Source organism: Larkinella punicea (assembly GCF_003334855.1).
In the GTDB taxonomy this organism is placed as follows: domain Bacteria; phylum Bacteroidota; class Bacteroidia; order Cytophagales; family Spirosomataceae; genus Larkinella; species Larkinella punicea.
In genome coordinates, this window is sequence record NZ_QOWE01000001.1 from 23,295 (window position 1) to 48,391 (window position 25,097).

The window sequence follows — 25,097 nt, forward strand, 5'->3', positions numbered from 1 at the left end:
GGTGTGGTGTTTCAAAGAGCGTGAGAAATGAATTGGATTGTACTGATTGGTTATTGAACCAGCAGATGCACAGCCTTCAAACCCGGTGCATGCAGGATGTACACGCCGGTTTTCAGCGGTTTTTGAGGTATTAGCCTAATCTGACCCGTGGTGGGTTCTACCAGTCGAAAGGCTATTTTTTGACCGGTCAGGTCGGTCAATTGCAAGGTGGCCGGATCGAGTTCGTTGCATTGCAAGCCCACGGAATGACCGTCGGACGGATTGGGATAAACGGCAAGGTCGGGCAGGCGGTTGTCGTGCCGAAGGGCGATGATTTTGGAATAGTGCTTCGAACCGTCTCTGTCGACCTGCTGCAAGCGGTAATAATTGGTCATCTGGTGCGACTGATCATCCACAAAGGAGTAAAATTGTGGGCGGGTCGCATCACCGCTGGCCATTACCCGGCCAATGGGTGTAAAGTCAGACACGTTTAAACTATGCTCCACCGAAAAATAGCTGGCATTTCGCTCCGAAGTGGTTTCCCACGTCAGTTGAACGACACTGCCGATGGGTTTGGCCCGAAAATAAGCAAGTTCAACCGGCAAGACGACGCCGGACCAATCCATGTGACCGATGGTGAAACCTTGTAAATTCGGATTGGAGCCTGCTAAAGGCCCATTTCCAAACATAATAGTTAGGGTTTTGACCTTTTCCGGAAAGAATACCTTATCAACACTTGAGGAGGTGGATGAAGTTGCCAGGATTTCATTACCACTAACACTGTATCCGGCCCCAGCCGGGATAACCGGTGTAACAGGATTACCAAATTCATCACTGGCAATAATGGTTATTTTATCTTGATAACGGTGATCAGGGTTTGTTATAGTGAGGTTGTATTGAAGAGCATTCAAAGAAAATTCTAAACCAACTACGGGATCGCCAAAAGTAAAGTTATAATTCTTTGTATCGCTTGATCTGTCGAAATCTACGCCTGGAGTATAAAAACCTGTACCTGCTATTCTTGGTGATCTATTTGAAAATTGACCAGGCCCACTGATGCTAATATCGACATTAACTGACGGCGTGCCTATGCCAATGTAAGAATGAGAGGTGGCTCCATCCGGATAAAGTGGCGCTGTAGTTTCAAAATTCAGATCCTGCGCAACAGCAGGTGACAAATTCAACAGAGCTAGAAGCCCGGCGAAAAGCAGATAACCGTATTTCATAGCACAGAAGTTTAGCTGTTCGAAATGCGAATTCTAACACTCCTGAGACGTACGGTTTTGAAAAAAGTAATGACCTTTTTTTATAATAATTTTAGAGTTGACAAATGCCACTTTTTAAGTAAAACCTATGCTTAATCCTGTAAACTTTAAGTAAACTGTTTGGCTTCCTGCCAATACACTTCCATTTCTTCCAGCGTCATATCTTTCAGGTGTTGGCCGTTGCTGCGAGCCTGTTCTTCGAGGTATTGAAAGCGTTTGATGAACTTTTTATTGGTGCGTTCCAGCGCGGTTTCGGGATTGATGTCGATGAAGCGGGCGTAGTTGACCAGCGAAAACAGCACATCGCCAAATTCCTTTTCGGCGCGTTCGCGGTCGATGATCTCGTCGGTTTCGGCATTAAATTCATCTTTAAACTCCTGCATTTCTTCCTCCACTTTTTCCCAAACCTGCTGTTTTTCCTCCCAGTCAAAACCGGCACCACGCGCTTTTTCCTGAATCCGCATGGCTTTCACCAGCGCGGGCAGCGAGCCCGGCACGCCCGCCAACACCGATGTATTGCCTTCTTTCAGCTTCAGTTGTTCCCAGTTCTGCTTCACCTTTTCCTCCGTGTCGGCCACGACGGTGTTGCCATTGGCGTCGCCATAGATGTGCGGATGACGCGAAATCAGTTTGTCGCAAACACTGTTCAGAACATCGCCGATGTCGAAGGTCGCCCCGGCTTGCGGCTCCGAAGCGATTCGGGCGTAAAAAACCAGGTGCAGCATCACATCGCCCAGTTCTTTCCGGATTTCGGACAGGTCTTTCTCCAGAATGGCGTCGGAAAGTTCGTAGGTTTCTTCGATGGTCAGGTGCCGGAGTGTGTCCATCGTTTGCTTGCGATCCCAGGGGCATTGTTCGCGCAGTTCGTCCATGATGGTCAGCAGGCGGTCGAAAGCCAGCAATTGTTCCTGCCGCCGGACGGGCATTGTTTCCAGTTGTTGATTCAGGTTGGTTTGCATCGGGATTATTTTTGACAAAGTTACGAAGCGGTTGGGAGGGTTTGGCGGTTTTTTGCATAGGAACACGGATCTAACGGATTTACACTGATCAAACCGGATTTTACTCGGTATAAATCCATCAGATCCGCTCAATCCGCGTTCCTATCCAATTTCTCACTAGAACAAACCCCGCTGGTTCAGGCAGCAAATCGAAAAAATCCTCCATTCCTAAATATTTTCCCCCATTCCCTTGCCCCGCATCACTTCAATGTGCTACTTTGTAGTTCAAAGTTCTTTCATGGTATGTTAAACAAACTACTTTCCGTTTACCGCTCCGGCGAAGGCCTGCGCATGTTGATCATGCTGTCCGTCATGAGCATCGCCATGGTGGTAGTCCGCCAGAATTACTGGTTCTTCAAAATGCTGAGCTGGAATCTGTTTCTGGCCTGGATTCCCCTCTTTGTTGCCCTGTTTCTGCGCGAAGGGCTGGAAGACCGTCAGTTGCCGAAATGGACGCTCTGGCCGGGGCTGGTCTTCTGGCTGCTGTTTCTGCCCAACTCCCCTTACATCATCACCGATCTGTTCCATGTCCGCCATGTTTCGGAAGAAACCGTGTGGTTCGATACGATGATGATTTTCATGTGTGCCCTCACGGGTTTACTCGCGGGCCTGTATTCCCAACTGCTGGTACACCGGATGCTCAGTGAGCGACTGGGTCGAACGCAGACATGGGTGGTCATGATCGGGTGTTTGGTGCTGACCAGTTTTGGCGTTTACCTCGGACGCTATATTCGCCTGAATAGCTGGGATTTATTCACCGATCCGCTGGAATTGGCCCAATTGATCGGCAAAAGCTTAGTGAATCCGTTTGCACTGAAACTCACACTTTCATATACATTTGCGTTGGTGACGCTTTATACGGGCTTCACCCAGTACGTTCAACGCCGAACGCATGAGCCGCTGGATTGATGTTCGGAAGAATTTGCGAAGCTTTCGGTTTGCCGCCGAGGGCATTCTCGCCCTCTTCCGGTTTGAGAATAATGCTAAAATTCATTTACTGGCGGCTTTGGCTGTCGTTGTCGCCGGCATCTGGCTCCGGTTGGATCGCGTTGAATGGGCGCTGGTGCTCACGCAGATGGGTCTGGTGCTGGCGGCCGAAGCGTTCAATACGGCCCTTGAAAAACTCGCCGATGTGGTTTCGCCGGAACATCACCCGATGATCAAAGCCGTCAAGGATCTGTCGGCGGGTGCGGTGTTGCTGGTAGTAATTGTGGCGGTTGTAGTAGGTATCTTGATTTTTGGCACTAAATTGATAAAAATGATGAATTGGAGTGAATGGTTTTGAAGGATTTCATGGTTACCAAGGTTAGGAAATGGTTTTATGGTTGAAATGGTTAGTATGGCTATTTATCCCGCTTATCCCCCACAAAAACCGTCCCTGATCCTAAAAAACCATTTCAACCATTTTAACCATTTAACCATTCTACAACCATTTAACCATTCTACAACCATTTAACCATTTTAACCATCAAAACCATTTTCAACCATTAAAACCATCTTAATTAGTTAACAATGTCCGATTCACACGAACATTTACAGACCCTGACGGAGATCCGGAGCCTGATGGAACGCTCCTCGAAATTCCTGTCGTTGAGCGGTTTATCGGGCATTTCGGCGGGTGTCGTAGCCCTCATCGGTGCGGGTGCCGCCTACGTCCGGCTGCACAACAACAACCTGACCCTGATGAGCTACGAGCGCATCACCCGGCTCAACGGCCCGGATCGCCAGGATATGGTTGATTTTCTGATTCTCGACGGTGCCCTGGTGCTGGTAGCCGCCCTATTGCTGGGCGTGTTTTTCACCGTTCGCAAAGCCCGCCGACAGGGCAATGGCGTCTGGAACAGCATTTCGAAGCGGCTGCTCTGGGCACTGGCGGTTCCGCTGGTTACGGGCGGTATTTTTTGTCTGGCCCTGATCCGGTTTAACCTGATCTGGCTGACGTTTCCAACTACCCTCATTTTTTACGGCATGGCGCTCTACAGCGGCAGTAAATACACCGTCCGCGATGTGGAATACCTCGGTTTGTCCGAAATTCTGCTGGGCCTGGTGGCTTTGTTCTGGACGGGGTATTCGCTGCTGACCTGGGCCGTTGGGTTTGGTATCCTGCACATTGTGTACGGAACCGTGATGTATCTCAAGTATGAACGAGACGAACTGAAGCGCTGATGGAGTTCCTGATAGGCTTTAACAAAGCGTTTGAAAGTAAGGCCCGGTTAGGCATCATGTCGGTTTTGATTGTGAATGAAACCCTGAGTTTCAATTCTCTCAAAGAACTGCTCGACATGACCGACGGGAATCTGGCGACGCACCTGCGGGCGCTGGAAGAGCAGGGCTATGTCTCCGTGAAAAAGCAGTTTGTGGGCCGAAAACCCAATACCACCTACACCGCCACCCCCGCCGGTCGTCAGGCCTTCACCGACCATTTGAACGCGCTGGAAGATTTTATTCGCGGTTCGGTATAAAAAAAGCGGTCAATCTAAATTGACCGCCGGGTGTATTCACTCTCTGGTTCTTATCAAAACAAATTCTGAATTTCTACTTTTCGTTGGGAGTGATGTCCGTCTTTAAACGGCAGATTGATCACCACATGGCCCTGCTCCTGAACCGCTTCAATGTGTTCCGCGTCGACAAAGTCCGGAATATCCAGTACCCTTAAAAACATCGGTACCGCCAGACTCTGGCCTTCCACGGGATTTTTTTGTTGGAGCAAAGTATATAGAACCAGTTTTTTGCCATCGATCAGAACATTGAACGCGTCCGGACCAACGCCGGGAGCCGACAATTTGATCAGCAAGCGGTCTGGCTCCTGCTCGGTTTCCATACGGGTCATGCTCGATCCGCCATACAGAGTATTCAGCAAATCGAATTGCCCACCCATTCCCTTCAGCGTGTTTTCTATCGGTTTCATAATCGTACTGGTTGGTTGTATACTGTTTAGTAAACAAATTACGTACCTAACTCGATCAGGCCGTATTTAGCGTCATTATGGCTGATAAAAAGCGATATGGCGGAAATTAGCGGACAATTGGTCAGTAATTTGTTTTATAACGCAAATAATCGTGATTTTTGATCCGTGAAAACCATAAAATATTTATGATCGGACTGGTAGCCAGTCTTCTGCTGGTTGGAATACTGTGGTATTTTTTCCGCACTTCGAACGCGGTACCTGTGTTAATGTTCCACAAAATTGACCCCGAACGCCAGGATTCATTAACGGTTTCGGTTCAACAGTTCGAACAGCGGTTGCAATGGCTCCTGGACCAAAGCTACCAACCCATTACGCTAAAACAGCTTGTGGCTGCGGTTGAACAAAACCAGCCATTGCCTCCCCGACCGGTTTTGATTACTTTCGATGATGCGTATGTCAACAACCTGACGTACGCGCTGCCGGTTTTGCAACGCCTGGGATTGAATGCGGTGCTGTTTGTACCCACGGCTTTTGTCGGCCAATGCAATCAGTGGGATGGTTGCACCGAAAAACTGATGACCACTGAACAGCTTAAACAACTGGCCCCCACGTTCGAACTTGCGTTACATTCACACCAGCACCTCAATTATAAAACCTTGCCCATCAGTGACATCCAGGCCGACTTGACGCAGAATATTATGGCTTTCGAATCACTGGGAATACCGTATGTTCGGGCCTTCGCGTATCCGTATGGCGGACGACCGAAAGATCCGGCGACCAAACAGGCGATGCAGGAAGCGATGCAACAGGCAGGCATCCGACTTGCGTTCCGGATCGGAAACCGCCTAAACCGTTTCCCGGTGAGCAACCGGTTTGAATGGCAACGACTGGACATTCGCGGAACTGATTCCATGGCCCGGTTTGTCCGGCAGGTGCGGTTTGGGAAACTCATTTAACTACATGACTCTATTCATCGATACGGAACGGCTTCGGGATTTAAACAGCGGTTTGGGGCAATTCTGCCTGCAACTGGGCCTGGAACTGGTGCGGCAGCGCCCTGATTCTGCCCAGCTCACATTTCTGGTTCCGGAAGGGCAACAGGGCATTTTCGGACCGGATGTAGCTTACCAAACGGCAACCTGGTGGCGAAAATGGTATTCGCCGGGCCGCTACGACATCTGGCATTGTTTGCACCAGGATTCCCGGTTTCTGCCCGCTTCGAAGAAAAACCGCCTGATTCTGACGATCCACGATCTTAATTTTCTGGAACGACCGGATTATGACGACGCAAAAAAAAACCGTAAACTGGCGGTTCTACAGCGTAAAGTCGACCGGGCCTCTGCCCTAACCACGATCTCGGAGTATACGGCTTCGGTTGTCCGCCAGCACCTGAAATTGCCCAACATTCCGCTGTCGGTCATTCACAACGGGTATTCAGCTCCTAGCGACTCAATCAATCAGCCAGCCACCCAACCGCTCCCCATCCAGAATCCGTATTTTCTGTTTGTCGGCGTCATTCATCCCCGAAAAAACCTGCACACGCTCCTGCCCTTGCTCGAAGCCTTCCCCGAATGGCGGCTGGTGCTGGCCGGACCCGACGGTCATCCGTATGCCGCACACCTGCGGAAACAGGCGCAACAACTCGACATTGCGGATCGGCTGATTATGACCGGTGCAGTTGACGAAGCGACCAAAAACAGCTTGTATCAGGCCTGCGATGCGTTTCTGTTTCCGTCGCTTTCCGAAGGATTCGGCCTGCCCGTGGTCGAGGCCATGAGTTATGGCAAACCGGTTTTCCTGTCGCGACGCACGAGCCTGCCCGAAATCGGTGGGAAAGATGCCTATTATTTTGATTCGGAAGAACCGGAGTCGATGGCCGAAACCATTTTTGACGGCCTGAATGATTTCCGCGCCAATCCCTTCCGTGCCGACCGGCTCCGCCAGCAAGCCGCCCGGTTTAGCTGGGAACGGTCGGCCCAACAGTATTGGAAGTTGTATTCAGAAGTCTTGTAATCGATTTTACCATCAGCTTGATAGGCGGATATACTTTGGCTACCTTTGCGGCTTATTGAACCATTTTAGCAGTATGCTACGTACTCATACCTGCGGAGAAATTCGCATCGAACACGTTACTAAACAGGTTATTCTTTGCGGCTGGGTGCAGCGCATTCGCGACAAAGGCGGTCTGATCTGGATCGACCTGCGCGACCGCTATGGCCTGACCCAATTGTTGCTCGAAGAAGGCAAAACCGACCCCGAAACCATTGCGATGGTTCGGACGCTGGGCCGCGAATTCGTTCTGAAAGCCACCGGCGAAGTGATCGAGCGCAAATCCAAAAACCCCAATCTGCCAACGGGCGACATCGAAATCCGGCTTGAAAAGCTGGAAATATTGAATCCCGCCAAACTCCCGCCGTTTCTGATTGAAGACGAAACCGACGGGGGCGACGACCTGCGGATGAAATACCGCTACCTCGATTTGCGCCGGAATCCCGTCCGGAAGAACCTCGAACTGCGTCATAAAATGGCCCAGCAAACGCGGATTTACATGGACGGCCAGGATTTTATCGAAGTCGAAACGCCGGTTTTGATCAAATCGACGCCGGAAGGTGCCCGCGATTTTGTGGTGCCGAGCCGCATGAATCCCGGCGAATTCTACGCCCTGCCGCAGTCGCCCCAGACCTTCAAGCAACTGCTGATGGTGTCGGGATTCGACCGGTATTACCAGATTGTCAAGTGTTTCCGCGATGAGGACCTCCGCGCCGACCGCCAGCCAGAATTCACGCAAATCGACTGCGAGATGTCGTTCATCGAGCAGGAAGATATTCTTCAGATGTTCGAGGGTCTGGTTCGGCATCTGTTTGAAACCGTAAAAGGAATCGGGCTGGACGAGGTACCCCGGATGACCTACGCCGAAGCCATGCGTCTCTACGGTTCCGACAAACCGGATACGCGCTTCGGCATGCCGTTCGTCGAGTTAAAAGGGTCTTTCGATACGGTGGATCTGACGTCGGGCAAAAACTTCGTGGTGTTCGATTCGGCCGAAATCGTGATCGGGATCAACGCCAAAGGCTGCGCCCACTACACGCGCAAGCAGATGGACGAACTGACCGACTTCATCAAACGTCCGCAGATCGGTGGAAAAGGATTGATTTACGTGCGGTATAATGAAGACGGAACGGTCAAATCATCGGTCGACAAGTTTTATTCGGAAGAAGACCTGAAACACTGGGTGGTCCAGTTTCAGGCCGAACCGGGTGATTTACTGCTGATTATGTCCGGCGAAACCAACAAGGCCCGCAAACAACTGAGCGAACTCCGGCTGGAAATGGGCAACCGTTTAGGCTTGCGTGATCCTAACACGTTCAGTGCGTTGTGGGTACTGGATTTTCCGTTACTGGAATACGGCGAAGAAGAAAAACGCTGGTTTGCGATGCACCACCCGTTCACATCGCCCAAGCCGGAAGATATTCAACTGCTGGAAACCGATCCCGGTGCCGTACGGGCCAATGCCTACGACATGGTGATCAATGGCACCGAAGTCGGTGGTGGTTCCATCCGGATTTTTCAGCGCGATTTGCAGTCGCGCATGTTCGATCTGCTCGGTTTCTCGCCCGAAGAGGCCAAGGCACAGTTCGGTTTTCTGCTGGATGCGTTCGAATTTGGTGCTCCCCCACACGGCGGTATTGCGTTCGGCTTCGACCGGCTTTGCTCCATTTTCGGCGGTGCCGATTCCATCCGCGACTTCATCGCTTTCCCGAAAAACAACTCGGGCCGCGACGTCATGATCGACTCCCCATCCGTGATTGCCCAGGGGCAGTTGGATGAGTTGCAGATTGCGGTGGCGAAAAAATGATGAGTTAAGAGTTAGGAATTAAGAGTTGCTGACGCATACTAATCCTGCGGAGCCAACTCTTAATTCCTAACTCTTAACTCATCACTCTAAAACAGCTTCTCATTCGGCGGTTTGATCCCCTTCATCCGGATGTAAATCGTGGCCTGTCCCCGGTGGTGGGTCTGATGTTCGAAGGCTTTGGCAAACATGGTTTCGCGGGACATTTCGCGCGGCCCCATTTTCACATTTTCCGCCAGTTGCGCATCGCTCAGGCCCTTAATACCTTCGAGTACAAAATCGTAGCTGTCCATGACGGTTTTGGTCAGGGCGGTTTTCGACTTCAATTCATCCATCGTCTCCAGTTTTTTCCCCTGCATGGGGTTGGCTTTCCCGGTCGCTGCCGCCGTGAAGTTGTAGTTTGCTGCGGTTAAGTGCAGCATCTGTTCCGCAAAGCTCCGGATTTCCGGTGTCGGTTTGTAGCCCATGCCGTCTTCCGGCATGGCGTCCAGGTATTCCTTCGTAAACTCCTTGGCGCGCTGCCATTCCGTCGTCATCTGGGCAACGGTTTTAGGTTTGATCGAAAAACCGCTGAATGTCATCCAGAACATCAGGGCGAGGGCCGTAAATCCAAGTTTTTGTTTCATGACGAAAAGGTAATGGTTTGAGTACCAAAGTTAAACTAGCTAAGCAGCTTTGCAAGTCCAAAGTCGGGAATTCTACTTAAGGAGATGTCGTAAAATAAATTATGAACGCAAAATGTAAATCGAATTGCTTTTTCGTTTAAAATGTAGTCCGGTAACTCAACAACAAATCGACTATGCTCCGACCTGCAGAATACGCCCGTTATGAAAAACACCTGAATCTTCCCGAAATTGGCGTGGAAGGCCAACTAAAATTACAACAGGCTCGTGTGCTGGTTGTAGGCGCAGGGGGGTTGGGTTGCCCGGTATTGTTGTATTTGACGGCGGCCGGCGTTGGCACGATTGGGGTCATCGATCCGGACACGGTTGCCATCAGCAACCTGCAACGGCAGGTTTTGTATACGACCGAGCAGGTGGGTAAACCCAAAGCTACGATTGCCGTAAATTCACTCAAAAAAATCAATCCCGAAATCAGCTTCAACTCCTATGCGTATGCCTTGGACCGTTCCAACGCCCGTTCGCTGATCGAGGAGTATGATGTGGTGGTGGATTGCACCGATAATTTTACCGTCCGTTATCTGGTCAACGACGTCTGCGTGATGCAGGAAAAACCGTTTATCTACGGTGCCATTCATCGTTTCGAGGGTCAGGTAGCGGTTTTGAATGCCCGGCTGGCGGCATCCGAAGTTCAACCCGAAGAAGTTCGGCGCGGCCCCACCTACCGGTGTTTGTTCCCCGAGTTTCCGAATCAGATGGAGATTCCGAATTGCGCCGAAACGGGTGTGATGGGCGTTTTGCCGGGGGTTATTGGAACCTATCAGGCCAATGAAGTCATCAAGCTCATCACCGGTATTGGCCATTTGCTGAACGAAGAACTGCTGATGGTGGATTTGCTGGCGATGTCGTTCCAGAAAATCCGCGTTCGTCGTCGGCTCGATGCTGAAGCTGCGGCCCAAAACGCCTGGGAAGAGGGCCAGCGGGTTGTCGTCAAAGCCGACGTTCGCAAAACCATCACCGCCACCGAACTAGCCGAGCGACTGGCGCAGGACGAAGATATTTTCCTGCTGGACGTCCGCGAGCGGCCTGAATACAACATTTGCCACCTCGACAATGCGGTATTGATTCCGGTCAACATCATCGCCAACAACGTCAAACGCATCCCCGTCGACCGCCCGGTGGTAGTCTATTGCCATCACGGTATTCGGAGTCAGTATGTGGTCGATTACCTGCAAAAAGAATTCAATTTCACCAACCTCATGAACCTTCAGGGCGGCATCAACAGTTGGGCCCGCGATGTGCAGCCGGAGATGGAGGTGTATTGATGATTGGATGATTCTGATGACTTAAACGGCTAAAAAAGGTTGGTCGAAGCCTCATTTTCCTCCAAACCGCTGCGGGGTAATAGGTCGCGGTTCGAGAATCTTCACCGAAACACGGCTTGATCCACTCCAAGCGCGCAAAAACTGCAGGCCGGAAGGCTGGCAGCTCACCTCAAACACCAGTCGCTCAATCCTGCCAGCCTTATCAATCTGAACCTGACTAACAAGCCGACTATTCACATCCGTCAAACCGTCTGGCGACAGGTGACCTGAAAGACCGTGGGTTCGGCTTTTCGGTGGTCTAAAAACCCTGCGCTGCCGCTCAATTCGTCATAAACCGCCACGTCACCTTCCCCACCGTATCCGGTTTTCCTTTTTCAGCCGCCGACATCCGGCCTTTCAGCGTGCCGTTTTTCTGCTTTTCAACCTCAATCAGTCGCCAGCTAAACTGGCCTTTTTCGTAATCGAACGTTTCGCCATCGTCGTCGTAGAGTCGGTATTGAGCCGGTTTTTGGCCGTAATGGCGGATTTCCAGGTCGACTTTCTGACCCGGTTTGGGCGCGTGCAAGAGCGGAGGCATCATCGGAATAATGCCGCCATCTTTCACGAAAACGGGAATCTTGTCCAGGCCTGGCGTCACCGTAATCACCTCCCCGGCCCCGGCATACTGCCCGGTGTAAAAGTCATACCAGTTGCCCTTCGGTAAAATCACCTTCCGCGACGTCTGCCCCGTAAACATCGGTGCCACCAGCAACTGATCGCCCGCCATATACTGGTCCTTAATTTCTTTCGTACTGGCTTCCTGATACGGATTTTCGCCCAGGTTCGTCACGGCGGTTTGCTTTTCCACCTTCTCGATAAAACCGTCTTCCAGATTCAGCGCCCGGAACGGCGGAGTGCCTTCATAGTGGTACTTGGCAAATTCGGTGTACCAGTACGGCATCATCTGCATCCGCAGTTGGGCCACGGCTTTCACCTGCCCGGCCACGTCCGGAAACGACCACGGTTTGGTGCCATCAGCCCAGGCGTTGATCATCGCCATCGGCGAAAAACAAACCGACTGAAACCGGCGCAACCATTCTTCGCTGGTTTTAGACGCACGAACTTCCGGTGTCCACAACACCCCGGCAAAACCGCTGTTGATCAGGCCCGTAATGAAATCCTGGTGGCTGTAATTGTCGTTGTAAATCACGTACGGAAACGACGAACCGCCGGCGTTGGACGCCCGCACCAGTCCGTAGGTTCGGGTGTTGCGGGCATGGTACAGATCCGTGCTTTGCTTCTGCACCAGCAAGCCGTAGGTCTGCCGCATCTGCTCGGCACTGATCCCCGACGGAAACGTGGCCACATCGGGCCACAACCACGAATCGTTGCCATCGACCTCATCAATCTTGTAACCGCTTACGCCAATTCCGACGTGATCTTTATCAAACTGACGCCAGTAAATAGCCTGCGCCTGCGGAATCGTCAGATCGGGCACGGCCCCCACCCAAACCGTGTGTGAGCCGGTAAACGGTTTGATCTGCGCGTAAATCGACGCGTCGGGCGAAACGTAGGGGTTGGTCCAGAGGTTAATCCGAACATTTTTGGTCAGCATGTCTTTTACAAAACCGGCCGGATCGGGAAACCGGGTTTGGTCCCATTCGAAGGTGCAGGGATACGATTTGCTCTGCCAGCCGGGTTCTAACCCGATGAAATCCAGTGGATACTGCCGGGCTTCAAACTCGGCGGCTTCTTTCCTGACGCTATCGGCGGTGTATAGCCGGTGAACGCGCTGTGTAAACCCCAGGCCCCAGCGCGGGGGCAGGCAACCGCCCCCGTTGAACAGGTTAAACCGCTGCACCACTTCCATCGGTTTGGGTCCGCCAAATACGTAGACCTCAACCCCCTCGGCCGGAACCAGCAGTTCGACGGCATCGGAATACGGGTGCGCCGACCAGTCTTTGTCGGTGTTCCGGTCCTGGGCCTGGGGCGGATTTTTACTATCCTGTCGAACCCCTGAACCGGCATATACGGTAATGTACCGGGCCGAATTGATGAAAACCCCGTAGCCGTTCGACGAAACGTAAAATGGTGTGGGCGAGTGCGTCCGGCCATTGTCGCGGTTGCCATAATGATCCATGTGCAGGGTAAGAATCTTGCCGCGCTGGTGAACCGTCTGGAAGTTCAGGCCAAAACCGTACAATTGCTCCCCGCGTTCCAGCGGAAACCGCAGATAGGTTTTTCCATCCAGAACCCGAACGGAAATATCGTCTTTGGGCAACGGGAAAGCGGTTTTGCCCAATTTTTCGAGCGCAGGCCGATTGGGCTGAACACCGGCTGCCGTGAGCAGGTTGTAGGCTTCCGGCTTGCCAACGGCCAATTTCCAGACGCCGGGTGCGGTTTCGGTCCAGATGGTTTGGGCGCGGAGGGCAACGCCGGTGGCCAGAAAAACCGTCAGGAGAAAGATACGGAGTTGTTTCATGGGGAAACGATGGGTGTTTTTTGAGAAAATATGGAGGGCAACGTTTCTACTCCTGAAACCAATTAAATTGTAAAAACGCCGATTTTCAATCGGCGACAGTGCTCTGCGGGATTTCTCAACCCAGAATCATTTTCCCCGGAAAAAAAACAAAAAACGATGTTACTTATTTGATTCTCCAGCGTCCTAATAACATTGCGTTTTTTATGCATTATTTTTCTCAAGGCATTTCCAACGCTCTATGCATTTTGGGTGTCTTTACCGAAGAATTGTCATTTCGTCTACCATACACCCATTTCCAAGATTACGATGAAACTCTTTACTCAATCCTGCCTGCTGCTGGCAAGCTTTATTCTTTTGTTTATTTCCTGTACGGTGCAAGATCATTTGCAACCTTCTTCGGTTTATCAGAATTGCCGTCTTTCCGTGGTGAGCCGCAACAATGCCGCGAAGCTCCTGCCAGGTGAAGACATAAAAGTGGGAGATCTGCATTACGCGGCTACCATCTATGATGCAGGAAAGCCATTCATTGTGAGGGAAATTACGGTTGAAGACGGCAAAACGTATGCAATAGGAGGCTCTCCTTATGATCTTATCTATGAATACGATGCTAATGGAAAAGTTCTAAAAACAGAAGATAATACCCCTAGTGATAAATACACAACGTACTATGAATATCTACCCAACCAAATAAAAACAAGGGAGACCGCTTTTAAGCGTAGCAATGATATATTGACGACTCATACCTTGAATAACCAAGGGCTTGTAACCAATACAAGTTTTGAATATGGAGCATTTGTAGCATCAACTCCAACCTATGATGAAAACGGATATGTGGTCGAGCGCAAAAATTCCTCAGGTGAAAGTATCAAATACACGATTAAAAATGGTAATACGATTAAAAAAGAATTTGCTGGTGCATCCACTGTCTATGAATATGATTTATCCCGGCCGAATTTACCAAATCCTCTCCCATTTTTTGGCAAAGAAAACCGTAATCTTTTGGTAAAAGAGTCTACCTCTACCGAAACCTCTCATATCGAATACAAATATTTATTTGATAATGACGGGCGCGTAAAAAGGATGATAACGAAAGTTATATCAGGAGGAGAAAGCTTTGTTCAAGGATTTACAGACTACGAATATAGCTGTCAATGATAGTTATTCCCTAATCTGCAGACGGTGTCGGTACCGTCTGCAGATTAGGGAATAACGAAAGTAATGCTCTTGATTGAGAAACCTGGTTTGAATTTTGTAACTTCGCACTATGTCAAAACCGGAATCGCTCGAAGATTTTTATCAGATCAAGTTCAACTGGTTGCCCGATAACCTGCAACAGGACATCGGGCATTTTAATGTTTTCCGGCTGGAAGATTGCATCGGAGAGGGCAAAGAACCGGTCCAGTACAGCCGCCGGGATTTTTATAAAGTCACCCTGATCCGAGGCCGGAACGTGTATCATTACGCCGATAAGAGCCTGGAAGTCAACGGAACGACGCTGATGTTTTTCAACCCGCAGGTACCCTACAGTTGGGAATCGCTTTCGGAAGATACCAGCGGTTTTTTCTGCATTTTTAAGGAAGCGTTTTTTACCGAAAAAATTAGGGGAAACCTGAACGAACTACCCATGTATGCCATCGGCGGCAAACCGGCCTACGTTCTGAACGACATTCAGGATCAGCAGGTGAGCCAGTTGTTCGAGAAAATGCTCGCGGAAATCAATTCGGATTACCTCTACAAATACGATCTGCTGCGGAATTATGTAACGGAACTGGTGCATTATGCGCTGAAAATGCAGCCCTCCGAAACGCTCTACCAGCATACGGATGCGAAATCCCGGATTACGGCCGTTTTCACGGAACTGCTCGAGCGGCAGTTCCCCATTGAATCGCCTTCGCAACGATTCCGGATGCGGTCGGCGAAGGATTTTGCCGACCAACTTGCCGTACACGTCAACCACCTCAACCGCTCCATCCGCGAAACCACCGGCAAAACGACCACCGACCACATTGCCGAGCGGCTGGCCAGTGAAGCGAAAGCCTTACTGAAGCACACCGACTGGAACATTTCCGAAATCAGCTACACCCTCGGTTTTGAAGAACCGGCCCATTTCAACAACTTTTTCAAGAAACACACCCACCTGACGCCTTCGGCGTTTCGCACTGTTTGAATTTTGCAAGGATCGGTTTGAAAACCGCAATGCCCGGCCTGCCAATCCAGCCTACTTTTGCTGCATCATAAAACAAACAAAATGATGAGCACGCAAAAAGTATGGTTTGTCACCGGAGCCTCCAAAGGCCTGGGACTTTCGCTGGTAAAACAATTGTTAAAAGATGGGTATCAGGTAGCCGCCACCTCCCGGAACCTCGACGACCTGCGCCGGGCTGTCGGCCCAACCCATGACCGCTTTCTGCCGCTGGCGGTCGATCTAAAAACCGAATCCAGCGTCGCCGAAGCGATTCAGAAAACCGTCGATCAGTTTGGCAGAATCGATGTGGTGGTCAATAACGCCGGTTATGGTTTGCTCGGCAGCATCGAAGAACTGAGCGACGAAGAATCCCGCGAAAATTTTGACGTCAACGTTTTTGGTTCCCTGAACGTCATTCGGAAAGTACTGCCCTATCTGCGCGAACAGAAATCGGGACACATCATCAACATCTCCTCCATTGGTGGTTTTACGGGTGCCTTCCCCGGTTTCGGGATTTACTGCGCCACCAAGTTTGCCGTCGAAGGATTTTCGGAATCGCTCGCGGCCGAAGCCAAACCACTGGGTATCAACGTAACCGTGGTTGAACCCGGTTATTTCCGCACGGACTTCCTGACTTCCAATTCATTAGGCGTTCCCAAAAACCAGATTGATGCCTACCAGGAGGTGCGGAATTCGCAGCAGGCCCACCAGCATCAGATCAATGGCAACCAGGCTGGCGACCCCGAAAAAGCCGTTGTCGCCCTGATCCGGATCGCGTCGGAAGCCAATCCGCCCCTGCATTTGTTTTTGGGTCAGGATGCGTATGATCTGGCGTATCAGAAAATCAACGCGGTTCAAAACGACCTGGAAACCTGGAAAGAAGTCACGGTTTCAACTGGTTTTGAAGCGGAAACAATCCGTGTCTGATGGGCTTTACAGAGACTCGAACCAGAGGAACAGAGCCGGGCGTTGACGCCCGGCTCTGTCTGTTTATATCGGATCAGCCTAGTTCTGTTCGTGATACACCCCAAATTCTGCAATGGCGGGTGGACTCGTAAACTCATCCAGCAAAATGCGTACCCGGCTGCCTTTGACGGTATTGAACCGATTAATCTTTGCGCGGCCGGTGTTGCTGCTGGTCAGAATGGGTTTCCAGTTTCCATTCGTAAAATACTCCAGCCGATACTGGGTGATGGCCGGTTGTTTCTCCAGAACTGTAATCAAATTGAAAGCCTTTTCCTGCTCAAAAACCACTTCGTACCACGGTTTTTTCACCGACGGATTGGACATCCAGGCGGTTTTAAAATTGTCGTCGTTGCCAAAATCCATGATCCACATGTCGTTGCTCCAACTGGCGTTGCTCGGCTGGTGCTTGGCCAGATTGGTCGAAATAATGGGTGCGTCAAAAACCGGCAGAATAGCCCGCAGATCGTTGTTTGGCCAGATTTCGCCGATTTTCGCCAGAGCCGCCAGCGCGTTGTCGTCGATCAACCCGTCGCGGTTCGGCGCCACATTCAGGATAAAATTGCAGTAGGCTTTGTTGAACGGAATCAGGTTATCGTTCACTAAAACCGCCGGATCTTTCACGGGTTCGGTCGGAAAGGCGGTTTTCCAGAACCAGGCTTTGTTGATCGGCAGGCACGACAGCGCGGGAAGCCGGTTGGTTTCCTTCGAAATATGCTGCCCCGCGCCCTGCTCATACGATTTGATGTCGGTATAAAACAAGGCTTCGGCGGGGTATTTGGCCGCGTTCAGATCCATGACCAGACAGTTCGGCTGGATAGACTTGATGTGCCGGTATACTTCTTCGAACGGTATGTCATCGTACGAAATCCGTGACCAGGGCGCATCCCAGCCGTCGATAATCAGCGCCGAAATTTCGCCGTAGTTGGTCAGCAATTCCGTCAATTGCGCTTTCACCATGGCGACGTGTTTCTTCGTAATAAAACCGGGGCGCAGTTTGTGGTGTGTATCAAGAATCGAATAATACAGCATGACTTTCAGCCCGTTAGCCCGAAAAGCCTCGGCGTATTCCTTCACGACGTCCCGTTTCAGCGGACTGTTCATGACGTTGTAATTGGTCGTTTTGGTGTCCCAGATGCAGAAACCGCTGTGGTGTTTGGTGGTCAGCGCGCCATACGACATTTTCGCCGATTTGGCGGCTTTGGCCCACTGACTACAATCCAGTTTAGTCGGATTAAAGAGCGTCGGCGACGCTTCCGGATCGGCCCAGTCGTCCTCCATGAACGTCGGGATGTTGAAGTGAATGAACATGCCAAACCGCAGATCGACAAAATCCTGCTGGCGCTGCGTCAAGGCAACGGGCTGCGACGGCTTCGTTTGGGCTTTCGAACCAAATGGCAGAAGCGAAACGACCAAAACCATTCCGATAAAGCTTCCTTTTATAACTTTTTTAAAAGACATTGCGTATAAAAAAGGTGAGTTCCGACAAATATACGTCAGTGTTCCCTATCCAGCTATTCCAAACCCGGTAAGATCATGCGCAGCCTTTTATCCCTTCTCCTCATCCTCCTGACGCCATCGGTTTTTGCGCAGGAACTGGTCAGCAATCGTCAGAAAGAAATTGTCTTTAAATCGGTCAACGTCATTCCGATGGATCAGGAGCGGGTTCTGGAAAACCAGACCGTGGTGGTCAAAAATGGCCGAATTACTGCTCTTGGCGCAGAAGGAAAAGTAAAATACAGCAAAGACGCTCAGGTGGTCGATGCCAAAGGAAAATACCTGACGCCCGGCTGGGCCGAAATTCACGCCCACGTGCCGCCCATCGACGACATCGAACCGATGAAGGAGGTGCTGATGCTGTATCTGGCCAACGGCATTACGACCATTCGCGGGATGCTGGGTCACCCCCGACACCTGGAACTCCGCAGCAAAATCAACAGCGGTGACATTCTGGGACCTCATTTTTACGCGTCCGGACCGTCGTTCAGCGGGCAAACCGTGAAGTCGGCGGAGCAGGGAGCCAAAATGGTGCGCGACCAGAAAGCCGCCGGGTATGACTTTCTGAAACTCCACCCCGGTTTGACCAAAGAGACGTTTCCGGCCATTGCCAAAACCGCCAAGGAAGTCGGCATTCCGTTTGTCGGCCACGTTTCGTTCAATGTCGGGGCCTGGATGGCGATCGATGCGGGCTATTCTTCCATCGATCATTTAGACAGTTTCATGGAAGCCATTACGCCCGGTTCGGACACGCTGGTGGAGCAGGAAACCGGTTTGTTCGGCTCCTGGATTGGCTACCGCGCTGACCCAGCGCTGATTCCGAAACTGGTGAAAGGCTTGCGCGACCAGAACATCCGCGTGGTTCCAACCGAAGCCCTCGCCGAACGGTGGCTCTCTCCCCTGCCGGCGGAAGAATTCACGAAAGACCCCGAAATGAAGTACATGAAACCGGAGGAAATTCAGAACTGGACGAGAACCAAAAACAACTACAACAACAACCCGAAATTCACGAAGGAACGTGCGGAAAAGTACATTGAAATGCGCCGGAAAATTCTGTACGAATGCCAGAAAAACGGCGTCGATATTTTGCTGGGTTCCGATGCGCCCCAGGTTTTCAACGTTCCCGGTTTTTCGATTCACCACGAAATGAAGTTCCTCGTCGGCGCCGGATTGACACCCTACGAAACCCTGCGCACCGGAACCGTCAATGTGGCTTCGTACTTCAAAAAACCGGATTCGGGCGTCATCAAAACCGGTAATGTGTCGGATCTGGTCTTGCTCAGCGGCAACCCGCTGAAAGACATCAGCCAAACCAAAAACATCGAAGGCGTCATGATCGGGACCAACTGGCTGTCGAAAGCGTATATCCAGAAGGAATTGAAGAAGCTGGAGAAGAATTGATGGGATATCAGTAAGTAAAATGAATAGTCCAACGTAATAGCTCCTCTAAAAAACATGAACATTTCGAACCTAAATCAGCAACTTCAAGGTGTTTACCAAACTTATCTTGATACCATATACAGTCAGACCTGGCCAGAAAACGTATCATCGCCTTTGCTGATGGATGTTTTTCAGGAATATGGTGAGATGGAAAAGAAAGTAATGTTTGTTGGTCAGGAAACCCACGGTTGGGGAAACATGAGTGGAAAATTCAGCGTAGAAAAATTACAGACCGAATACCATGAATTTGATTTAGGTAAACGGGCGAACTATCCAAATGGAAAACGTTACCTAAAAAGCCCATTTTGGAATTTTTCGAGAGCTTTTTTCTATAATCTGAACAAACAAAACGTGGCTGTTTCCCGAAAAACGAACGGTTTTCTTTGGACTAATATTTCAAAAATTGATCATAAAAGCACTACACCTTCATTTGAACTGCAACAACAAAATGAGTCCGGTTTCGAACTACTCAAGCACGAAATTGACATCACAAAACCTGATGTCGTAATTTTTCTTACAGGCACAAAATATGACAGTTGGCTCGAAAAGCTTTTTACAATAAAAAATGAAGTAATAATAGAAAATGGGTTTCTATCAATGCTTCACGATCAAAGCAAATTACTTCCGCTGCTGACGTTTAAAACGAAGCATCCACGAACACTAAGCAGTCAAAAAATGTACCATGCAGTTCTTCAAAAAATGACAGAAATGGCTACAGAACACAATTAAAATCTACGCAAATTATGAGTTTTTTGGCCGCATAGCGGACGGATGTTTATAGCAAAAAAGGGACCCAGTCCTCCTGCGTGCCTTTGGGTACGCAATCAGCAGTGGCGGTCGCGTACCCAAAGGCACGCAGGAGTAGTAAGATAATTGTTATTGCTACAAACATGTCGTGCCGATGGCACTTAGAGGGTATTTAGTCGAAGCATAAACTCCCATTATTTGCTTAAAAATTACTGTTTTATTTAATAATTCTTTCTCAATACGCCACATACGTCCGCTCCACCCAGCCATCGTCGAACAAGTCGATGAGGGCGTAACCGGCGCGGGTTTCGTGGTACATCGGTTTGTCCCACCAGTCGCCGGAAAGTGCGCCGTTGCAGAGGTAGGTCACGCCGTTGTAATCGACCCGGTCGAGCAGGTGTGTATGACCGCTCAGACAGACCTTTACGTTGGAACGTTTGTGAAACAACTGGATCAAATCCGGGGCGTCCGTGTGCAGCAAACCGCCCGAAATTTCCCGACGGCCGTTTTTCTGCACCCGCTGGTTGGAAAGCACCGACGCCGACAGAATGGGAATGTGCGACAGAATGAGCACCGGTTTTTTGGCATCGGTTTTCCGCAGGTCTTTTTCCAGCCAGTCGCGCTGTTTTTCGTCAAGCCGGGCCGTATACCAGCCGCCTTCGGGCCGGGGCTGCGTGCTGTCCAACACCACAAAATGCCAGCCGCTGTGGTCGAAACTGTAATACCGGTTGGAAAGCCCCAACTGCTCCACAGCCCACGCTTTGCCGTAGAGCGGATCTCTTTTGGAACCGTTATAACCCCACACATCGTGATTGCCGATGCAGGCATGAATGGGCAGTGAATTTTCCGCTTTGATGATCCGGTTCCAGACGTTCCACTGTTTCCGCACCGTGTTTTTATCCCGCGAAAGAGCGTCCATGATCGTGTCACCCCCGTTCAGAATAAATGCCGGACGGTCTTTCATCGACTGCAGGCGGTGCAAACATTTCGCCAGCGCGACTTCGGCGTTGGCGCGGGGCATCATGTGCATATCGGTGAGATGCGCCACCCGCAACACGCGTTTTCGCCGGTAGGTTTCGGGGAGTTCAGGTGTACTCAGGCTGGTGGTCAACAGCCCCAGGGAGGCAAGTGCTTCGCGACGATTCATGGCAGGTTGTTTAGCATTAGGTAGTCACTTTCGCAACGTCCTCCTTCTGCAACCTTATTTTCGGGCATCCTTCCCCAAAATCTTACTGAAAAAAGAAAAAATTGTATCTTGCGAAACGATGTTTTCAATTGTTGACGTAGAAACGACGGGGGGAATCGGTGGACAAACCCGTCTGACAGAGGTGGCCATTTTTCGGTATGATGGTGTTGAGGTAGTCGATAGCTTTCATTCGCTTTTGAACCCTCACTGCCCCATTCCGCCCTTTATTGCCCGCATGACCGGCATTTCGGATGAGATGGTGCAGGAAGCACCCGACTTTGCCGATGTCGCTCACCACATTGCGCGGGTGACGGAAGGGGCGGTTTTTGTGGCCCACAATGCCCCATTCGACTACGGTTTCCTGAAAAAAGAATTTGCCTGGATTGGCTTGCCTTTTGAGCGTCACCGGCTCTGCACGGTTCAATTAAGCCGCCGGATTTTTCCGGGATTGCCTTCGTATAGCCTCGGTAAATTGTGTCGTTCGCTCGAAATTCCGGTCAAAAACCGCCACCGCGCCGACGGCGATGCAGCCGCAACGGTGAAGCTTTTCGAACTGCTGCTGATGAACGACATGCACGGACTGATCAAAACCTGGCGGGTCAGCGTTTAGTCGTTACCGTTTTCCGGTTTATTCCACAATTTTATACACCTTTTTGGCTTCGGCACGGGACAGGGCGTTAAAGTGCCACCACTCGGTTTTCAGGGACGAGAAGCCCGCTGTTCGCATCACCGAGCGCAACAGCCGCCGGTTTTCCACCTGTTTTTGGGTCAATTTCCCCTGTTTCAATAGCTGAAGTTCTTTATCGGGATGTCCCAGTTCGCCGAAGTAATCGAATTCTGTTCCCATATCGAGCGGCTTTCCGGCCTGGGTCGCCAGCGTCAGATCGACGGCGCAACCGTAGTTATGAACTGATCCGTTGCGCGGGTTGGAAACATATTTTCCGCGTTCATTGGGCGGCAAATGGCCCAGCGTATTCCACAAATCCCACTGCACCGAGCGGGGCCGGGTGGCGTCATAGACGAGCAAACGAAAATCGGGGTGTTTTTGCTGAAGAAGTTTGCTCGCTTTCGCCAGTTTTTGAGCTGCCATCGGTTGCAAATACGCCCGCGTCAAATCGCCATAGACATCTTTTCCCACAAAATTATCAGTAGTAGAATACTTCAACTCGACCAGAATCGTCCGGTCAATTGTCTGAATATCAACCAATCCCTGCCGGATCATGGCCTGCTCCAGTTTCCCCTGAGCGAGAAGAAGCCGGGGAAACAACAAAAGAAACAAAGCGAGGTTTCTCATTATACAATCTCTGATAAACTCTGATGTTCTCTGCTTAACTCTGCGATACAACTCTTTTAACTGTTTCTCAGAGTTAATCAGAGAACATCAGAGGGAACCAGCGTTAATTCGTTGCGAAATAACGAAAAACCACCTATTTTGCCACGAACAACGTGTAAACATGGCCCTCAACTACATCTGGGTAGCTTTTTTCCTGATTGCCTTTCTGATTGCGCTCTTTAAACTGATTTTTCTGGGCGATACCGAGATTTTCAAAGTCATTGTCGAGGGGCTGTTCGATTCCTCCAAAACGGCGGTGATGGACATTGCCCTGCCCCTGGCGGGCGTGATGACCTTTTTTCTGGGTCTGCTCAACATTGGCGAAAAAGCCGGGGCCATCAATTTTCTGGCGCGCATCATCGGCCCGTTTTTCAACAAACTCTTCCCGGAAGTGCCGAAAGACCACCCCGCCAACGGGCAAATGATCATGAACTTTTCGGCCAACATGCTCGGCCTCGACAATGCCGCCACGCCCTTCGGCCTGAAAGCCATGCAGAGTTTGCAGGAACTGAACCCGGAGAAGGAAACCGCTTCCAACGCCCAGATCATGTTTCTGGTGCTGCACACCTCCGGGCTGACCATCGTTCCGCTCGGGATCATGGCGCAACGGGCTATTCTGGGGGCTAAAGACCCCTCCGACATTTTCATTCCCTGCCTGATCGGGACGTATGTAGCCACGGTTTTCAGTATGTTTCTGGTTGCCCTGAAACAACGGATCAACCTGTTCAACGGGCTGGTGATGGGCTGGCTGGGCGGTATTACGGCATTTCTTGCGCTGGCGTTGTGGTATTTGTCGTCGCTGCCGAAAGAAGAGATCGAGCAGATTTCGAAAGTCGTCGGCAACGTCATCCTGTTCGTGATCATCGTGGCGTTTCTGCTCGGTGCGATGCGAAAGAAGGTCGACATTTTCGACACGTTTATTGAGGGCGCCAAAGGCGGTTTTGAAACTTCGATCCGGATTATTCCATACCTGGTCGGGATGCTGGTTGCCATCAGCGCCCTGCGGAATTCCGGAGCAATGACCTACATCGTGGACGGGATGAAGTATGTCATTGGGTTGATGGGTGTCAACACGGATTTCACGGATGCCTTACCCGTCGCCCTGATGCGGCCCCTGAGCGGCAGCGCATCGCGGGCGTTGATGATCGACGCCATGAAAGAGTTTGGCCCGGATTCATTTGTGGGCCGGTTGTCCTGCATTTTTCAGGGGGCTGCCGATACGACGTTTTACATCGTCGCGTTGTATTTTGGGTCGGTCGGTATCAAGAAAACCCGCTATGCCATCGTCGCTGGCCTGATTGCCGATGCCGCGGGCGTCATCGCCGGGATTGCGCTGGGATACTTCTTTTTTCACTGAGCAAAACCCGATCGGAATTTGTTATCTTAAAAAAAAGATGGATTAATATGGCAACGATTGAAATAGAGGTAAGCGAAGAGGTGATCCGTGCTTATGGTATCAAGGCCATTCAGGAAAAATTTCAAAAACAGTTGGAATGGGAAAAACTGCGCTTGGCCGCATTGCATCTAAAATCGGCTCTGGACGAAGCCGGGCTGGATTACGATGAAATAGCAGAACAGGCAAGATCTCAGGCTTGGGAAAAATACAAATACAAGCTCAAAGATAAACTTCCCCCCGAAGCTTTCGAGTAATTTTTTCTCAAACAAGTCTGTAGAAATTGTTAAATGATCCATATACCCTCAGGAGATAATTTTGTTATTGACGCCAATATTCTGTTCAGTTGCTTGATAAGTGGTAAAGAAAATTATCTGACTTTTTTTGAATCAAACACCGTATATGTTCCCGATTTTCTCTATGAAGAAATTCAACTTCATCAGGAAGTAATTCGACTAAAAAGTAAATTGGCTGCCACAGAATTTAGACGGTATGCCTTAGCCGTTTTCAGAAGTTTAATCGTTATCCCAAATCTTCTAATTTCAGACCAGCATTTCTATCAGGCCTATTATTTATGCCGGGATGTCGATTTGAAAGATCTAAATTATGTGGCCTTATCCATTGAACTAAATTTTCCCTTGCTCACTCGAGACAAACCGCTTGCTGAGGGTCTTCGCGCCAAGGGGTACACAAACGTAATTTTATTGGATGAATTATTCGGTCAGTAGACCGAATCTTGCCTTACTTGCCATGAACATCAACGAAATACGCGAACAGTTGCACCTGCTCATCGACGAAGTGGACGACATCTACGTTCTGAATGGTTTATACCGCAACCTCTCGGCCGAAAAACGCCACCGCCAGGAATACGAACGGGAACAGGCGCAAAAGGCGCAGGCCGCTCGCCATAAACGCAGCAAATAAGCCCCTGATTTTGTTACTTT

General features: G+C 50.4%; 26 protein-coding genes. 18 read left to right on the plus strand and 8 right to left on the minus strand.

What is annotated here, in order from left to right; translation table 11 throughout:
- Positions 1-50 precede the first annotated feature (50 nt).
- Both DUE52_RS00090 and mazG read right to left on the minus strand, forming a co-directional pair.
- The gene (locus DUE52_RS00090) at positions 51-1,205 is read right to left on the minus strand and encodes a T9SS type A sorting domain-containing protein (protein ID WP_114403906.1); all 1,155 of its coding nucleotides are present in this window, start codon (positions 1,203-1,205) and stop codon (positions 51-53) included.
- Between the two features lie 146 nt (positions 1,206-1,351).
- Positions 1,352-2,203 (minus strand): nucleoside triphosphate pyrophosphohydrolase, encoded by an 852-nt coding sequence (gene mazG / locus DUE52_RS00095; protein WP_114403907.1) that lies wholly within the window; start codon positions 2,201-2,203, stop codon positions 1,352-1,354.
- A 282-nt stretch (positions 2,204-2,485) separates the two neighbouring features.
- On the opposite strand from mazG, the gene DUE52_RS00100 reads away from it, so the two are divergent.
- The 4 genes from DUE52_RS00100 (at position 2,486) to DUE52_RS00115 (ending at position 4,704) form a co-directional block, all read left to right on the plus strand.
- Entirely contained in the window at positions 2,486-3,151 is a 666-nt protein-coding gene (locus DUE52_RS00100) for a DUF1361 domain-containing protein (RefSeq protein WP_114403908.1), read from the plus strand.
- On the plus strand, positions 3,135-3,527 hold the full coding sequence (locus tag DUE52_RS00105; protein WP_114403909.1) for a diacylglycerol kinase family protein: 393 nt from the start codon (positions 3,135-3,137) through the stop codon (positions 3,525-3,527). Before DUE52_RS00100 ends, DUE52_RS00105 begins: the two co-directional genes overlap by 17 nt.
- A gap of 227 nt (positions 3,528-3,754) precedes the next feature.
- Positions 3,755-4,408 carry a hypothetical protein gene (locus tag DUE52_RS00110; RefSeq protein ID WP_114403910.1) on the plus strand — a complete coding sequence of 218 codons (654 nt, stop codon included), beginning with the start codon at positions 3,755-3,757 and terminating at the stop codon, positions 4,406-4,408.
- Entirely contained in the window at positions 4,408-4,704 is a 297-nt protein-coding gene (locus DUE52_RS00115; RefSeq protein WP_114403911.1) for a winged helix-turn-helix domain-containing protein, read from the plus strand. The genes DUE52_RS00110 and DUE52_RS00115 overlap by 1 nt, the downstream gene beginning before the upstream one ends.
- 53 nt (positions 4,705-4,757) lie before the next feature.
- Here DUE52_RS00115 and DUE52_RS00120 read toward each other — a convergent pair whose 3' ends face one another.
- Entirely contained in the window at positions 4,758-5,150 is a 393-nt protein-coding gene (locus DUE52_RS00120) for an Hsp20 family protein (protein WP_114403912.1), read from the minus strand.
- A 266-nt stretch (positions 5,151-5,416) separates the two neighbouring features.
- Between DUE52_RS00120 and DUE52_RS00125 the strand changes: the two genes are divergently transcribed.
- From DUE52_RS00125 to aspS, 3 genes are all read left to right on the plus strand, one after another.
- Positions 5,417-6,106: a polysaccharide deacetylase family protein gene (locus DUE52_RS00125; RefSeq protein WP_165840826.1), complete on the plus strand. Its 690-nt coding sequence runs from the start codon at positions 5,417-5,419 to the stop codon at positions 6,104-6,106.
- Between the two features lie 4 nt (positions 6,107-6,110).
- Positions 6,111-7,163, plus strand: a complete 1,053-nt coding sequence (locus DUE52_RS00130; RefSeq protein ID WP_114403914.1) for a glycosyltransferase family 4 protein — start codon at positions 6,111-6,113, stop codon at positions 7,161-7,163.
- A 73-nt stretch (positions 7,164-7,236) separates the two neighbouring features.
- Positions 7,237-9,006 (plus strand): aspartate--tRNA ligase, encoded by a 1,770-nt coding sequence (aspS, locus tag DUE52_RS00135; RefSeq protein ID WP_114403915.1) that lies wholly within the window; start codon positions 7,237-7,239, stop codon positions 9,004-9,006.
- An 86-nt stretch (positions 9,007-9,092) separates the two neighbouring features.
- On the opposite strand, the gene DUE52_RS00140 is transcribed toward aspS, so the two are convergent.
- Positions 9,093-9,629, minus strand: a complete 537-nt coding sequence (locus DUE52_RS00140) for a DinB family protein (protein WP_114403916.1) — start codon at positions 9,627-9,629, stop codon at positions 9,093-9,095.
- A 173-nt stretch (positions 9,630-9,802) separates the two neighbouring features.
- Here DUE52_RS00140 and moeB point away from each other — a divergent pair, with 173 nt between their 5' ends.
- Positions 9,803-10,948, plus strand: coding sequence for a molybdopterin-synthase adenylyltransferase MoeB (gene moeB, locus DUE52_RS00145; RefSeq protein WP_114403917.1), 1,146 nt, complete (start codon positions 9,803-9,805; stop codon positions 10,946-10,948).
- Positions 10,949-11,267: 319 nt separating this feature from the next.
- On the opposite strand, the gene DUE52_RS00150 is transcribed toward moeB, so the two are convergent.
- Positions 11,268-13,409 carry a glycoside hydrolase family 31 protein gene (locus DUE52_RS00150; protein WP_114403918.1) on the minus strand — a complete coding sequence of 714 codons (2,142 nt, stop codon included), beginning with the start codon at positions 13,407-13,409 and terminating at the stop codon, positions 11,268-11,270.
- A gap of 306 nt (positions 13,410-13,715) precedes the next feature.
- Here DUE52_RS00150 and DUE52_RS00155 point away from each other — a divergent pair, with 306 nt between their 5' ends.
- The 3 genes from DUE52_RS00155 (at position 13,716) to DUE52_RS00165 (ending at position 16,521) form a co-directional block, all read left to right on the plus strand.
- Positions 13,716-14,564 carry a DUF4595 domain-containing protein gene (locus DUE52_RS00155; protein WP_114403919.1) on the plus strand — a complete coding sequence of 283 codons (849 nt, stop codon included), beginning with the start codon at positions 13,716-13,718 and terminating at the stop codon, positions 14,562-14,564.
- Positions 14,565-14,673: 109 nt separating this feature from the next.
- Positions 14,674-15,576, plus strand: a complete 903-nt coding sequence (locus tag DUE52_RS00160) for a helix-turn-helix domain-containing protein (RefSeq protein WP_114403920.1) — start codon at positions 14,674-14,676, stop codon at positions 15,574-15,576.
- Positions 15,577-15,660: 84 nt separating this feature from the next.
- Complete coding sequence (locus DUE52_RS00165) at positions 15,661-16,521, plus strand: oxidoreductase (protein WP_114404229.1); 861 nt, start codon at positions 15,661-15,663, stop codon at positions 16,519-16,521.
- Positions 16,522-16,599: 78 nt separating this feature from the next.
- Here the strand turns inward: DUE52_RS00165 and DUE52_RS00170 are convergent, their stop codons facing one another.
- Positions 16,600-18,018 (minus strand): alpha-L-fucosidase, encoded by a 1,419-nt coding sequence (locus DUE52_RS00170; protein ID WP_222930239.1) that lies wholly within the window; start codon positions 18,016-18,018, stop codon positions 16,600-16,602.
- 75 nt (positions 18,019-18,093) lie between these two features.
- On the opposite strand from DUE52_RS00170, the gene DUE52_RS00175 reads away from it, so the two are divergent.
- Positions 18,094-19,455, plus strand: coding sequence for an amidohydrolase family protein (locus DUE52_RS00175; protein WP_114403922.1), 1,362 nt, complete (start codon positions 18,094-18,096; stop codon positions 19,453-19,455).
- Positions 19,456-19,509: 54 nt separating this feature from the next.
- Entirely contained in the window at positions 19,510-20,223 is a 714-nt protein-coding gene (locus tag DUE52_RS00180; RefSeq protein WP_114403923.1) for a uracil-DNA glycosylase family protein, read from the plus strand.
- Positions 20,224-20,476: 253 nt separating this feature from the next.
- Here DUE52_RS00180 and DUE52_RS00185 read toward each other — a convergent pair whose 3' ends face one another.
- Complete coding sequence (locus DUE52_RS00185; protein WP_114403924.1) at positions 20,477-21,388, minus strand: metallophosphoesterase family protein; 912 nt, start codon at positions 21,386-21,388, stop codon at positions 20,477-20,479.
- Positions 21,389-21,506: 118 nt separating this feature from the next.
- On the opposite strand from DUE52_RS00185, the gene DUE52_RS00190 reads away from it, so the two are divergent.
- Positions 21,507-22,037 carry a 3'-5' exonuclease gene (locus DUE52_RS00190; RefSeq protein ID WP_114403925.1) on the plus strand — a complete coding sequence of 177 codons (531 nt, stop codon included), beginning with the start codon at positions 21,507-21,509 and terminating at the stop codon, positions 22,035-22,037.
- 18 nt (positions 22,038-22,055) lie between these two features.
- On the opposite strand, the gene DUE52_RS00195 is transcribed toward DUE52_RS00190, so the two are convergent.
- Positions 22,056-22,721, minus strand: coding sequence for a M15 family metallopeptidase (locus DUE52_RS00195; protein ID WP_229312013.1), 666 nt, complete (start codon positions 22,719-22,721; stop codon positions 22,056-22,058).
- A gap of 160 nt (positions 22,722-22,881) precedes the next feature.
- On the opposite strand from DUE52_RS00195, the gene DUE52_RS00200 reads away from it, so the two are divergent.
- Genes DUE52_RS00200 through DUE52_RS32280 form a run of 4 tightly spaced genes read left to right on the plus strand, consistent with a single transcriptional unit; the run spans position 22,882 to position 25,077 of the window.
- Complete coding sequence (locus DUE52_RS00200) at positions 22,882-24,117, plus strand: spore maturation protein (protein WP_114403926.1); 1,236 nt, start codon at positions 22,882-22,884, stop codon at positions 24,115-24,117.
- A gap of 47 nt (positions 24,118-24,164) precedes the next feature.
- Positions 24,165-24,410 carry a hypothetical protein gene (locus DUE52_RS00205; protein WP_114403927.1) on the plus strand — a complete coding sequence of 82 codons (246 nt, stop codon included), beginning with the start codon at positions 24,165-24,167 and terminating at the stop codon, positions 24,408-24,410.
- Between the two features lie 33 nt (positions 24,411-24,443).
- Complete coding sequence (locus tag DUE52_RS00210; protein ID WP_114403928.1) at positions 24,444-24,881, plus strand: PIN domain-containing protein; 438 nt, start codon at positions 24,444-24,446, stop codon at positions 24,879-24,881.
- Positions 24,882-24,903: 22 nt separating this feature from the next.
- Positions 24,904-25,077 carry a hypothetical protein gene (locus DUE52_RS32280; protein ID WP_165840827.1) on the plus strand — a complete coding sequence of 58 codons (174 nt, stop codon included), beginning with the start codon at positions 24,904-24,906 and terminating at the stop codon, positions 25,075-25,077.
- Positions 25,078-25,097 lie beyond the last annotated feature (20 nt).